This window comes from Halococcus sediminicola (genome assembly GCF_000755245.1).
Taxonomy (GTDB): domain Archaea; phylum Halobacteriota; class Halobacteria; order Halobacteriales; family Halococcaceae; genus Halococcus; species Halococcus sediminicola.
In genome coordinates this window covers 110,820-124,140 of record NZ_BBMP01000023.1, presented here as the reverse complement: position 1 = coordinate 124,140, position 13,321 = coordinate 110,820, and the positions used below count along the sequence as shown (strand labels likewise).

The window sequence follows — 13,321 nt, the reverse complement described above, 5'->3', positions numbered from 1 at the left end:
TCAATATCCACTTGCTAAACACAGGATTCTCTCCGCGAAATAAGGGCTACGAACGGCCGAACACACCCTTCATCCATCGGTTTCGTTGATTGGTTCGATACGATAGAGGTCGAACTGTCCGTTCGCATAAGTGTTGGCGATACCGGGTGTTGTATTGAGGTATGCAAAGTCCGCCCGCGAGAACTCGACCCCACCGTACAGTTGTGTGCTCGACTGTCGGTCGGCTGCCGTCACCGGGAGATAGAACGGATCGTCGGACTGTGTTCGAAGCTGTTGGTCGGCGAAATGGTATGGGACGCGCGAGTACGCACCGCTACCGCGTGGGTCGTCGAGCGATGCTTTGGGAACGCTTGATGCATTCGAGCCGGCGATGCCATCGCGATAGCGATAGATCGGCGATCCGACGCCGGCAAATCCCATCTCGCTTGCGCCATGGGCAAACGCGAATTCGTAGCCATCCATCTGCCCTTCCGGAACATGGTCGGTCTCTTGGGTGACATACGGTGAGCGAAACATCGTGAACGAGGAGACGACGAGCAACACGACGAAGCCGACGGTAAGGACGCTACGGACGGGCATCGATGGAAGCCAGGTTTCGGCGGTGGCGCGTGCCTCCCAGAGGAAGACGCCACCGAGGACCGTCACGAAAACGAGGATGAAGCCGAGATACCGGAAATACTGGAGCGGGTTACCCGCAAGGACGTATAGCACGGTGAGGACCACAGCAGGGACGACCCCACAGGCGAGCGAGAGCACGACCGAATAGCGGATGTTGCGGCGGTCCGCCAGTTTCGAGAGGATCGGAACGAGGAGGGCGAGCATGGCGAAAACAGCATAGACGATCTCGACGGCGAACGTGCGGCGATAGATTGCGCGGACAGACACCCCGAGTATTTGTAGTGTGTTGCTGCGCGGGATAATCGGTTGTGCGGGATTGTCGAGCAGTTCGGCGATGATGGTGTCAAGCGAGTGTGTTGAGAGGAATGTCCGAAGCTGAGTGGTGTTCTCGACGTCAAACAGCACTGGGCCGAGCTCGGAAACGCCCCGGCCAAAGAGCGACTGGGTACTGAGCCAGAGCCAGACGACAGCGAGGCCAACACCGGCGAGCACGACGAACTGGACGAATAAGCTCGCGATTGCTTTCGGCCCCGTGACCGTACGCGTCAGCGTCTGGGCGAAAAACTGTGTAACCAGTACGATTCCGAGTAGAGCTCCGAAAACGAGCCCGTGCTGTGGGTGAAGGACGACGAGAAAGGCGAGAGTAATCACAAGCAAGGTGCCAAAGGCGAGCCGTCGGGGGCGGCGTGTGTACGCGAGTAGGACGAAGGTGACAGCAGGGATGAAGAGGATGGCTTCACTGGTCGGGATCGGCTGGAGCACCGGGAGGTAGATAACGGCGATCGGGAGCAAGAGCAGGGCCGAGAAGACGGCGATCGGGTCGATAGTGGTACGGGCAACGATCAGGCGTACACAGAGGGGTACGTACAGAACAAACACCGCGACGAAGATTGGGACCGTAATTAAGAGAGCCCACGTGAACGACTTTGTAGTGATCGTGCCGAGAAGGACAGCAAGAGTGTGCATCGCTGGATAGATAATCGTCGTGAGATCGACGGTTCCGTGAACGAGGCCCTTCGTCGTGCCGAGATGTGTGAGCGCGTCCTCCGGGCCAAAGAAATAGTAGCCACGAATGAGTGGCAACGCGGTGAACGCGACGATTGCGAGACCACCGAGCCACAGCGCCGCGATACGGATCGATCGTCGGTCGCTGCCGAAGGCAAGAACGGCCGCGACCGCCAGCACGGCAAAGAAACCAATCCAGAACACACTCGGTGTCGCCTGGTAGATCGAAAGTTCGTAACCCGTCGCCGGCGTGAGGTGTGCAGCGACAGCGGTAACGGTGAGCGCAATTGCACCTGCTGCAAGTGTGGCCTTCGAGAGTCGCCGGTAAGTGGTAGCGTTCATCTGGGTTGTTACTGTACCGTTGGTAGGTGGACAACTGTAGACTGTTTAAAAGACAGGGAATTGCGCGGTGGATACCGATACTCAACTGAGTGCCCTACTTTGAAGTGGCGCGAAACGTGGTAGTGAGGAACGCTGTTGACGGAATTCCCTCTCAGAAGGATCTCGTCGGAAGAGTTCGCTATTGACAGACTACTAGAGCGAGTCATAGCGTTCTAGTGAGCGTACAGCGGGTAGTCGACACTATTATTAGGTTTGCTTCAGAGTGTTTGTTAAAGGGCTAAAATTGACACGGATTCTAAAAGAATTTGTCAAAGGGTGTGATAGATGAACAGCATACTGATGCTAGCGTTCGTAGTGCTAGCTATCGCAGCGTTAGCGTGGGGATTCGAACGTTATCGGAGGCGGTTCATCAGGACAGACCTGCTGCTTGCCGGCGGTGCGGCCGTTGGACTGCTCGCCGTCGCCTTTATCCCGGCGATCTACGATCAAATTGGGAACCTCCTTAACATTCGCAAGCGATACGTGACCGTCTCGTTGCTCGGGAATGTTGGCTTGCTGGCTTGTGTGTTCTATCTCGTGTCGCTTGTGCGTGCCAATCGGGGCCGGATCAACGATCTCACACGAAGTCTCTCGCTCGACCAGGCCAACGCGATCCAGGCAGACGGAGGGGGCGAGACAATCGGTGTTGTGATTCCGGCCTACAATGAAGAAGCAACCATTGAGAAGGTCGTCAACTCGTTGCCGGAGACGATTCGTGGCTATCTCGTCATGCCGATCGTCGTTTCGGATGGTTCAGCAGACGCGACCGCCCACCGTGCCCGTTCCGATGGCGTGACCGTCGTTGAACACCATCTCAATCAGGGTCAGGGTGGCGCTCTTCAGACGGGCTTTGCCATCGCTATGCGCGAGGAGGCCTCGATCGTAGTGACGATGGACGGTGACGGTCAGCATCCAAGCGATCGGCTTGAACGGATGGTAGCCCCGATCATGAACGACGAAGCCGACTACGTAATGGGGTCGCGGCACAAGGGCACTGATTACTCGGGCAACAGTGTCGTTCGTCGAGCCGGGATTCGTGTGTTCACGCGGCTGATCAATATGCTCACGAAATCGGATATCACCGATTGTACGAACGGCTTTCGGGCGATTCGTGGGTCGGAACTGCCGAAGCTGACGCTGACCGAAGAACGATTCAGCGCGCCCGAGTTGATCATCGAAGCGCGCAAGAACGGGCTTCGACTACGGGAGGTGCCAATCACCATCGCAGAGCGACAAGCCGGTGAAACGAAAAAGCCGCAGTTGGGCTATGCGTTCGGTTTGATGCGAACGATCCTCACGACGTGGATTCGGTGAGTAGCTATCGAGACGCACAGCGACTCCCCGGACGGTGGTATGAAGCTGCTGTACGTCAACAACACCTCGTTTCTCTCCGGCGGCGGTGGCGGCGAGGAGCGGGCGAACGAGATCACTAAGCGCCTCGCGGCGAACGGCCACGAGGTGACGGTGCTGGCGGGGAAGACCGATCCCGAACTGCCGAACGAAACCGTCGATCAGGGACGGCGCTTCCGGCACGTCACCTGCGTTCCGGTGTTCGTCTTCAAGTATGGCTCGCTCGGGTATTTTCTGTCGCGCTATCTGTTTGCGTTCGTCAGCCTGCCGATCGTAATCGGGCTGCTGTACCGCGAGGAGTTCGATGCGATCGCCGAGACGATGACGCCGTATCCGACGTTTGTGGTTCTCGCGGCGAAGCTGTTCGGCGTGCCGATCGTCGCGACTCGCCACGAGTTCTTCGATCGAAGCTGCTACGACGTGTACGATCCGCTCACGGCGACGATTCAGCTGACCGTACAGAACTTTCTGCGTATCTTCGAGTATAACGCTATCGTCGTTCCGGCGACCCACGTCAAACAGCAGTTCGTGGACTACGGCGTGCCCGAGGAGCGACTCACCGTCATTCCGAACGGTGTGGAGTACGAACGGTACCGACGGCCGGCGATCGAGTCCGAGCCGGGACGACTCGTCGTGGTCGGTCGGTTGACGAAGCGAAAGCGCCAGGATCGACTTGTTCGTGTCGTGCGACGGCTTCGCGACGAGGGCTCCGACGTCCGGTTAGACGTTGCCGGCGATGGGCCCGCACGGGAGCGGTTGGAGCAGATGGTCGAAGAGCTCGATCTGGATGGGTGCGTTACGGTGCACGGGTTCGTCGACGAGGAGCGGAAGATCGAGCTGCTCAATCGGGCCGAGCTGTTCGTCTTCGCTTCGACACAGGAGGGGTTCGGGATCGTGCTGCTGGAGGCGATGGCCGCCGGTCTGCCGGTGGTCGCAAAGCGGCTGCCGGTGTACGAGGATTTCTTCGTGGACGGGGAGAATGGCTATTTGATACAGGATGATGGTAGTGGTACCGACGAGTTTGCGGACGCGATTCAACAGCTACTTGACGCGCCTGCGATTGAGGAAGAAACGAAAGCGAGGAACATGCGTACCGCCGAGCACTACTCGTGGAATGCAGTCACGGATCAGACAGAAGCGGTACTCGCCGCAACGATAGCATGACCCGTGTCTTACTGTTCGCACCGCTATATCCGCCGTACAGCGGTGGGTCGCCGACATTCTTTTCGGAGCTTGCGAATACACTTCCAGATGAATACGATGTGCACATCTTGACTGCATACCATCAGGACAGACCGCTCTTCGCCAAAGAAAACGGCAGTCATGTCTATCGTATTATTCCGATGAAACTCGATCTGCCAGCTCCAGCTCGAATGATTCTCGAAGGTGGGGTCGCATTCGTGGCGGCGATGCTTATCGGTCTCTTTCGTCGTATCGACATTGCTCACATCCATTCGACATCGTTCTCGACCCCGCCGATCGCCATTTCGATGATGCTGCTCTCCGTTCCAGTCATCTATGACTGCCAAGATCTGGCTGTTCGATCGTGGATAGCCACACTCGGTAATCCAGTGGCCCACTTCAGCGTCGGCAAGCGGGTCGACGAGATACTCGTGGATGCTGGCGTCGACGAAGACAGCATCATCAGAACACCGATCACGAATCCAACATACGTCTCCGAGTACGCTTCTCGACCGGTCGATAGCGCTGACGATTCGTTTTCAGTCGTGTTCGTCGGTGCATTGCGTGAACTGAAGGGCGTCGATATTCTTTTCAACGGGTTCTGTGAGTTTGCGGTCGAGCATCCGGATGCAACACTGACGCTTGTCGGGGACGGCCCTTTGCGGGAACAGTTGGACGATAGCATTCGCAACACCGAGGTCGGCAGTCGAATCGAACTGCTTGGAAACGTACCACATCGCAAAGCCCTGTCAGAGATAGCATCAGCCGATGTGTTAGCTCTTCTTTCGAAACGAGAAACTGGGCCACGAGTCGTCTTCGAAGCGTTTGCAGTCGGCACGCCCGTCGTAGCCACCCGTGTCGGCGCGGTTCCGGACGTACTCGACGACGAGGAGACCGGGCTGTTGATCGAACGATCGCGCGAAAGCATCATCGAGGCGCTAGCGACGTTGTACGAGGACCCGCAGCAACGGCAAAAGATGGCTGAGAACGCATTGGACGCGAAACATGGCCCAACCGAAAGCGAACTCATCAACGCTGTCGAACGGGGGTATTCTCGTGCAGAATCCGTTTGAGCTAGCTACGGGCCTAGCCACCCCGCCACGATTGGTCACCCCTCGCGACGTTGGCTTCATCAAAGCGGTGTCGCTACTTGACGACATCAGCTATCAGGATCGGTTCCAATAGGGGAAACGAATAGGTCGTCTCGGATGAATGGATATTTATGAAACACTTGCGCAACCACTAACGAATGAGAGTCTCTGGGAGAGTGGCTGGCGTCTGGGTAGTGAGCGCTCTCGCCGGCTTGGCACTGGTTTTGCACCCAGACCTCTATCCTCGGTCGTGGCTCATGTTTGGTGTGGTGGCCCTTCCGGGCATTGTTACCGTCATCGCCGCCCTCTCCGAACAACTCTCACCGCGGAAAACGATGCAGTATGCCATTTCCGGACTGTACACTGCATTGCTTGTGCGGATCGGTCCGTTTCTCGTTATTCCATACAGTGGTATCGATCAAGTGTCACTTTATGAGATTGTTAGGAAAACACTTGCATCAGGAAAATATGCTGCGCCCGGTGGTCTCTATCAATCCGCTACTCAGTATCCGATTGGTTCAACCGTAATCGCTGCTGTGTCCGGCCTTCATCCCCCATCACTGCGTTTCGCTAGTCTCATCGTTGCGGCAACGTTTCCCTGGCTCCTTGCTGCACTGGTCTACAAAGCCGGAGAAGGTGGCCGTTCAGCAATCTTTGCTGGGGTCCTGGGATCGTATTTCCCGCTTTTAGTCCGAACATCAGCACTCATCGAAGCAGAATACATGTCACTCCTATACTTTCTTGTCGTACTCTATCTACTCGTTCTCGTCCTTCGTGCGCCGACCCGCCGAAACGTGTTTTTGCTCATGTTCATGCTAGCGACGAGCGTGCTCGTGCATTTCTTCTACTCACTGGCTATTGTTGGAATCATCACGATCTCGTTCGTTGTTCACACGGTTCTCTCTGGTCAAAAGCGAGTGAATCTACGTATCGTTGGAGCACTACTTGTCGGTGGAACAGTCATCCTCACCCGAATTCTGTGGTCCGGATACGCAGAAACCACCGTTGGAATGGCCGTTGGTTCTACAGTCGCTGCAGCCAAAAGTTCTGGTGGCCTTCTCGCATCGTTCATTCCGATGTCAGGCACGGCTGCTTCTGGTGCGGGAACTGGTGGTGGGCAATCGTTGATCATGGTCGTTCTTAAGTTCGTGCCCCTGATCGTCCCACTTCTGTTAGCCGCGATCGGTGGCCTCAGTATGCTTCGACGGAAGCGTTCGGATCCAATCGTTTCAGTTGGAATTGGGGTGGTAGTTGCGACAATCGGCTTAGCGGTCGCATCGGGGCCATCGGGCAAGCAATTTCGGGCGTACTATTTCGTGGGCTTACTAACGATCGGTTTTGGCGGGATCGGAGCAAGTGTATTGTGCAATCTTGGAAGATGGTCAGCTGTTCGAAATATCGTAGCTGTTGGACTCATTATACTATTTTCGGTCACTGCGGTCATCGGTCCAGCAGCACCAATGGGGAACGATGTTGATCCTCAGTTCGGAGGAACCTCGTTCGCTATCCCGCAGGACCCAGCAACAATCAATTTGATTGAGGAATTTCGATTCCTCAGTCGGTCTTGTGATCCACTACGGAAGAAGACAATTGATACCGGTGGGTACGCCAAATGTTCGCCACCGGATTGATTTTATATGACGGCAGTGTCTAGTCAGGCGTTCGTCGCCTCCTCAACTGGCGTGCGGTCATCGAGCGCTTGATTCGGGCGCTGATAGTTGTAGTAGAAGGCGAATGCAGCGAGCCAGCGCTGCGCGCTGGCTCTGCCGCCCATCCACGTATGGTGGAAGCGCTCGACGCGCATTTTGAGCGTCTGGAACCACTTCTCGATCAGATTTCGCGTGACATAGTTGAGGTGACCGCTCAAATCGGTCTGCGCGAGGGCGGTCAGGTAGCCCATTCCATCGACCAGAAATTCGGTTTCTGAGAGGTCGTGACGCTCTTTCAGCTCGGGAAAAAACGCGCTGACGGGCCGCGTGCCCCGCCAGCGCGAGACCCGTATGCCGAGTAGCAGCTTCGAATCAACATCAAGCGCGGCGTACACCCTGAACTGCTCGCGGCTGATCCGAATGGCCGTCTCATCGACCGCGACCCGCGACGGCTTCGCCGTCCTCAGAACGCTTTGCGTTCTGATGTGCTGCACGAGAGCTTCGCTCTCGTGAACGTCGGCGGGTCGAGAGCCTTCTCATCAACGCGGTGGATCCACTGATACACCGCCTGATGTGACCGCTTGATGCCGATGCTTTCGAGAGCGGCGGCCGTTTCTCGGTACGAGATTCCCGCTGAATGGAGCCGCACTGCGACCGCTCTCAGGGCGCTCGCAGTGCTCTCGTCGTCCCGACACTCAAAAGAAGGCGTCTTGACGGTCTCTGTGAGCAGTTCTTGGAGAGTCATTTACCTCAACCCAGGAAGTGTTCATACTTTGACTAGACACTGCCTATATGACGACTTTCACTATTTGTGACTATATGTATCCAAGAGCTTCCAAGTGCTCGCGTGTATTTGTCGTTGTTTGATTATACTGGCTTGGTGTATACTCCTGTGAATCCGTTCCGCTCGTAACCACCCACGGGACGTATTTCACATCGGGATGCAGGAGGCCGGGAAGGTGACCATAGATTCCGTACTCGCCAAATGCTTCACCATGGTCAGCTGTAATCGCTACTGTATCTGCGTCGAAGTTCTCAATCAAGAGTTCTACTTCGTCGAGTACAGAGCGAAGTTCTTCGAGATAGGCTTCCCATACTAACGACCGATCCGTTCCACTGCGAAGCGCGCTAAACGGATTTTCTTCGTACTCTCGGCGCTCACGGTCCTCACACTGTGCAGCAACCGTATATGGAGCATGTGGCTGTGAGTAATGCAGAGCAATATGATCGTACTCTCCCTCTCGCCCGAGTTCAATCGCGCGATCAGTCACTACTCTCGGTGGGATGTGTCCTTCGTATTCGCTTTCTCCCCGTTTCCATGCGTAATCGAGCTCTCCAAACGTCTCGTGATCGACGGTCCGATCTGCGGTCAGCGATGGCGGAGAACGGCGGCCGCCAATATACACTTCCGGATAGATGCCGTCCTCCAACACACGTTCCGCATAGCCATTAGCGGAGACATATGCTGTCTCACTTATTTCCGAAGCATACTGGTCAACGAATGTATTTGCAATCCACTCGTTCGAGGTACTTCCAACGGAAAGGAGTCGGTTGATCTCCCCCAGAAATTCGTAGTCATCAGCGACTTCTCGAAGGGCATCTACACGGCATGTGTCAAGGAGGATGAGGAGATCCCACTCTCGTTCGTAAATGTTGGTTCCAATAGGATATCGAGAGGTGAGTGTAGTCCAGGCTCCGACATACGTCGAGTATGCACTAGCTACCAGATCACGGTTGAGAAGCCAGTCATAGGACTTTCGAAGACTTGTTCCAACAATAGAATCGTGTGGAACGTCTCTCATTGCTGTAGAATGTGGCAACAAACAGTAAATCACTTTGGTTATCCGCGCAACCGCTGGATAGCCGCAAATCCAAATCGCTAAATCAAACGAGACAGAACAGGATTAAACACATGAACACAACACGTCTCGCGTTAGGGATTAAAAATCCCCGACTACTACTTCGAGAAGCCAATCGATTGTTTCATTCTAGGTTGGGATGTCGGTCACACAATCCGAATGGGATTGATGTTCTCAGCAAAGACTGGGATAATCTACTAATACTGGACGGGTGCCGGTACGACATGTTTCGAGAAATTGCCAGTCCAGAGCTAAAGGGCACGACTAAAAAGGAGATATCTCGGGGATCCGCAACACCAGAGTTCTTAGCTGCGAATTTTGATGGGAACGATGTTTCCGATACAGTATATGTGACCGCCAATCCACAACTTGAACGAAATGCAGACCATGTCAATGCGAATTTCCATGCAACAGAACAGGTCTGGCTAGATGAAGGATGGGACGAAAAGTGGGGAACTGTTCTCCCAGAGACGATAACAGAACACGCAAAAGAAGCAATCGTGTCCTATCCAAATAAACGGTTGATAGTTCATTACATGCAGCCCCACTATCCATTTATTACTGATTCGACTACAGAAGACAAAGAGTTTCTTAATCAAGCCAGTCCTCAAGGAAAGCACATCTGGTTGCGATATGAGACTGGAGATTCAACAACCTCTATCGAAGTTACTAAAGCAGCGTACTATGATAACCTGCGACGAACACTTCCTCATATTCAGAAATTGGTTGATGCACTTGATGGGCGTACAGTGATTACTTCTGATCACGGCAATATGCTGGGAGAACGATCTACCCCCATACCGATCAAACAGTGGGGACATCCTTCAAGAACATATACTCCGGAACTGATCGAAATCCCTTGGCATGTCATTGACGATGATGAAGAACGGAAGATCGTAGCAGAAGACGAGACAAATAACGAGACTGATGTTGAACAATCAGTGGTTGAAGATCGCCTCTCTCAATTAGGTTATCTTGAAGAATAACGCGATCGCAAATCAGTCAATGGAACTTATGAGGCTGGTATCTCTTTCTGAAAGGCCGATATTCATGATGGTTAAAGCGAATATCGATATGCCTACTATTGCTGCTACTATTGCTGCTAAGATTGATGACCCACCAACGAGCCGCACAACGACAATTCCACCGATAGCAGCACCGACTCCCCAGACGTGATCGAATATTTCCCGGTCGTACGGCGCAATGCTGAGGTAGTGTCGCACTTGCAGTGCTCGGATAATATTCACAACGCTCAATGAGAGACTGCTTGCTATCGCAGCACCAAACATCCCGTACCGATTCACTAACACGAAGTTCAGTATCAGGTTCGCTATTGCGACGGCAGCGGAGTTCAGTAGTTCAGTGCGTTCCTTATCGGCCATCATCAATAACATCCCAGCAGGACCGGTACCGACAGCAACCACACGGGCGGCGGCCAATACTGCAAGCACTGGAACGATACTCACGAATTCTTCGCTGAGTAGTCCCACATAGGACCTCCCGAATAGAACCAATCCACTGGCGGCGATCACCGTTAGATACGTGATCCATTTCGTGATCGCTTTGTAGTACGCTGAGAGTTGTTCGATCTCATTGTCATTGTACAGTCCCGCAGCGATCGCCGGAAACACTGAGTTGACCGCGACGAGCGCAAATCCGAGGAGAGCAGCGGTTTGATACGCGACCTCATACCGGCCAACGGTTCCGGCAGACGTCAGATACGCCAAGAATACGATATCGGCCCAGACGACCGACTGTTGTGAGATGCCGATGCCGAACATTCTGGCACCCTCGGGGATGATTGATCGCAGATCGAAGTCGAAGCCGGAATCGAGCGAGATCATGTCAAAGCGAGTGAGTGCGTAAATCCCGAGCAGTGAGGAGAGAACAGTTGCACCAACGTACCCGAGGACCACCAGTTCAAACGATGGATTCAGTATAACGATCGCACCAGTGATGAGAAAGGAAGCTGTGAAGAAGCCGATGTCGAGGATGTACACGGAATATTTGGCTCGCTTGAACCCTCTGGTAATCGCCGCTGATATTGTTGCAATAGCAAAAAATGGTATGCCAATCACGAAAATTCTGGTGAAGCTGTTGTTCGATTTACCGGACAGAACGGTAACAATGTCGTCGTTCAGAAGAAGAACACCGCTAAACGCTAATCCAAGAACCGTTACTGCGCCGATACAAGCTACAACGAGTCCATTTAGCTTCTGCTGTTCCTCATTTGCTCGATAAATCGAAACGTATTTTTGCGCAATATTCACGAGCCCTGCTGTTGAGAGGGTCTTGCCGATCTGTAGCGTAACTTTTCCAAATGAGAATATTCCGACGGCTACTGGACCAAACCTCCAAGCGAGGAGAAGGACCATGCCGTAGGACGAAATTCTACCGACGATTTTTCCAACAAAAGTTGTAAACGCAAGATTTCGTATGCTTTGTATCATTGTTCGAATTTACTTCATAGCTTCATGTTCTACCCTATAGTCTCCAGCCATCTCTGTTGTTACAATTTGCACGGCGGTAGTTAAGACGTGATGTTCACTCATAGATCGTCTCCCAGTAGGTGTTCTCGACGGTCGGCGTTGCGGGCGACGAGTCACGATAGAGCAGCGAGGCGAGCCGGCAGCGCTCGCCAGTCATCGTGGGCGTCACGTCGTGGGGTCCAGTTGACCGATCCGTTCGCGGGGATCACTGGCTGAAGCTGTCTTAATGATCGACCAGCTGCCCGCTCACCATCGCCAAATTCGGTATACCTACTGAGTTGGGATTCGCTTCACATACATATTCGCATCTGATGCGATGCAGAGTATGTGAGAATCTTCTAGAATGAAGGTGGTTCCATTCGAGTGCGGGAATTTGCTTACAATATCCCATGTTTCGCACCCATCGCTTGATTTGCAGATCGTAGCGTGGTTCTTGATATCCTGGCTGTGGAGAGCGAAAAACTCACCGTCGATTTCGATGGGGCGCTTAACGCGAATATCATCACCACCGAGCGCAGTATCGCCTGCTGTTGTTTGTCCTATTTTCTCGAAGTCGCGTCCAATCCCTTCTGGGTCGGATGCTACTGCCACTCCCTATCGTAGTTTTTGTGTCCGGTTCTCTGTGCGTTGTAGATGAGCCGGACCGTATCTTCATACAGGAATGCCTCTGGCGCGTGAACAAAGTGATCGTCGCACGTTCCTTTTTCTCCGATGTCAATCACAGCAGTAGGCTTTTCCTGTTGATTACGCTGAATCTGCCAGTCGAAGCCGTTGGTGCTGGTTGCATGCCCTATCGCGTAGGGTTCACCGGATCACAACCGTCTGAACTTCGCTGACGTTTTCAAAATCGGGATCGCCCGAGTATAGCCGATCACACTCGGTCGCTACGGCAGTTGCAATGTGAATGGCGTCGGCGTAGGAGAGTTCAAGCGACCGGCGGTGGTAGTAATCGTCCCGAATGGCAGCGGCGTGAAGCGCGACATCGGCGGTAAGCGGCTCAATCAAAAGATGTTCGATCCGCTGAATCATTTCGGTGAGGCGCTGCGCTCGCTCAACACCAGCCTCGCGGCGCGCTCGGTAGTTGACTTCGAGGAGGACCGTCGGTGCGATGACTCCGCCCTCTTCATCGATGTCACGAACCAGCGCCGCGGCGTCCGCCCCATGAGTCCCTTGGAAAAAGGCCTCCAACCACACCCACGAGTCGAGGAATATCACTCGCGTGGCTCCGGCTCCGAATCCTGCTCGTCGAGTGAACTCCATACGGTTTTCGAGTTGCGTATCATGGCGTCAAGGTCGACGTCCGTCGCTGACTCCTCACCCATCACCAGCAGCTCGTCGGCCGCTTCAGCGGCAGTAATGGAATCGTGATCGGACGTAGCTGTGTCGTCAGTGTCGTCGGTGAGCCACCAGACGACTCTCCCAGCGGTCTTGCGCTGGTCGACGCGATCCTCTCGATGTAACTGTCGGAGCTTTCGGCGGGCAGTTTCGCGCGAGCAGCCGAGCGCGTCGGCAACGTCGCCGCTCGTGACGACCGGCCCCTTTACGGCATCGAACACGCCGAGCACCGCATTGAGCGTGACCGATTCGACGAACTCGCCGCCCTCGCTACGTTTTCGTTCCATATTTGGAGTACGGAGCTGTATAGTATAATCCTATTGGTGAAACCACGAGGTGTATACCAATAGGTTTAACACGGT

General features: G+C 54.2%; 12 protein-coding genes and 1 pseudogene. 5 read left to right on the top strand and 8 right to left on the bottom strand.

Translation table 11 applies throughout. The features are described from left to right. Nucleotides 1-69 precede the first annotated feature (69 nt). Nucleotides 70-1,965: a hypothetical protein gene (locus tag ACP97_RS14830; RefSeq protein WP_049998615.1), complete on the bottom strand. Its 1,896-nt coding sequence runs from the start codon at nt 1,963-1,965 to the stop codon at nt 70-72. A 324-nt stretch (nt 1,966-2,289) separates the two neighbouring features. Between ACP97_RS14830 and ACP97_RS14825 the strand changes: the two genes are divergently transcribed. The 4 genes from ACP97_RS14825 (at nt 2,290) to ACP97_RS14810 (ending at nt 7,258) form a co-directional block, all read left to right on the top strand. Next, nucleotides 2,290-3,318 (top strand): DUF2304 family protein, encoded by a 1,029-nt coding sequence (locus tag ACP97_RS14825; protein ID WP_049998614.1) that lies wholly within the window; start codon nt 2,290-2,292, stop codon nt 3,316-3,318. Nucleotides 3,319-3,357: 39 nt separating this feature from the next. Then, nucleotides 3,358-4,518 carry a glycosyltransferase family 4 protein gene (locus tag ACP97_RS14820; protein WP_049998613.1) on the top strand — a complete coding sequence of 387 codons (1,161 nt, stop codon included), beginning with the start codon at nt 3,358-3,360 and terminating at the stop codon, nt 4,516-4,518. Continuing rightward, complete coding sequence (locus tag ACP97_RS20880) at nt 4,515-5,609, top strand: glycosyltransferase (RefSeq protein ID WP_154020027.1); 1,095 nt, start codon at nt 4,515-4,517, stop codon at nt 5,607-5,609. Before ACP97_RS14820 ends, ACP97_RS20880 begins: the two co-directional genes overlap by 4 nt. 212 nt (nt 5,610-5,821) lie before the next feature. Beyond that, nucleotides 5,822-7,258: a hypothetical protein gene (locus ACP97_RS14810; RefSeq protein ID WP_154020026.1), complete on the top strand. Its 1,437-nt coding sequence runs from the start codon at nt 5,822-5,824 to the stop codon at nt 7,256-7,258. Nucleotides 7,259-7,281: 23 nt separating this feature from the next. Here ACP97_RS14810 and ACP97_RS19215 read toward each other — a convergent pair. Together ACP97_RS19215 and ACP97_RS19985 are read right to left on the bottom strand one after the other, a co-directional pair. Continuing rightward, nucleotides 7,282-8,021: pseudogene (locus ACP97_RS19215) on the bottom strand (IS6 family transposase). Nucleotides 8,022-8,091: 70 nt separating this feature from the next. After that, nucleotides 8,092-9,078 carry an alkaline phosphatase family protein gene (locus tag ACP97_RS19985; protein ID WP_154020025.1) on the bottom strand — a complete coding sequence of 329 codons (987 nt, stop codon included), beginning with the start codon at nt 9,076-9,078 and terminating at the stop codon, nt 8,092-8,094. 281 nt (nt 9,079-9,359) lie between these two features. On the opposite strand from ACP97_RS19985, the gene ACP97_RS19210 reads away from it, so the two are divergent. Continuing rightward, a complete protein-coding gene (locus ACP97_RS19210) occupies nt 9,360-10,121 on the top strand; it encodes an alkaline phosphatase family protein (protein ID WP_202593633.1) in 762 nt (253 codons plus the stop codon). Nucleotides 10,122-10,133: 12 nt separating this feature from the next. On the opposite strand, the gene ACP97_RS14795 is transcribed toward ACP97_RS19210, so the two are convergent. The 5 genes from ACP97_RS14795 to ACP97_RS14785 form a co-directional block, all read right to left on the bottom strand. Further along, entirely contained in the window at nt 10,134-11,585 is a 1,452-nt protein-coding gene (locus tag ACP97_RS14795) for an oligosaccharide flippase family protein (RefSeq protein WP_079977654.1), read from the bottom strand. A gap of 94 nt (nt 11,586-11,679) precedes the next feature. Further along, complete coding sequence (locus tag ACP97_RS20875) at nt 11,680-11,781, bottom strand: DUF1616 domain-containing protein (protein ID WP_237561188.1); 102 nt, start codon at nt 11,779-11,781, stop codon at nt 11,680-11,682. Nucleotides 11,782-11,894: 113 nt separating this feature from the next. Next, entirely contained in the window at nt 11,895-12,215 is a 321-nt protein-coding gene (locus tag ACP97_RS19980; RefSeq protein ID WP_154020024.1) for a hypothetical protein, read from the bottom strand. A 213-nt stretch (nt 12,216-12,428) separates the two neighbouring features. Further along, on the bottom strand, nt 12,429-12,839 hold the full coding sequence (locus ACP97_RS14790) for a type II toxin-antitoxin system VapC family toxin (protein ID WP_049998607.1): 411 nt from the start codon (nt 12,837-12,839) through the stop codon (nt 12,429-12,431). Continuing rightward, nucleotides 12,836-13,246, bottom strand: a complete 411-nt coding sequence (locus tag ACP97_RS14785) for an SgrR family transcriptional regulator (RefSeq protein WP_049998606.1) — start codon at nt 13,244-13,246, stop codon at nt 12,836-12,838. Before ACP97_RS14785 ends, ACP97_RS14790 begins: the two co-directional genes overlap by 4 nt. Nucleotides 13,247-13,321: the final 75 nt, after the last annotated feature.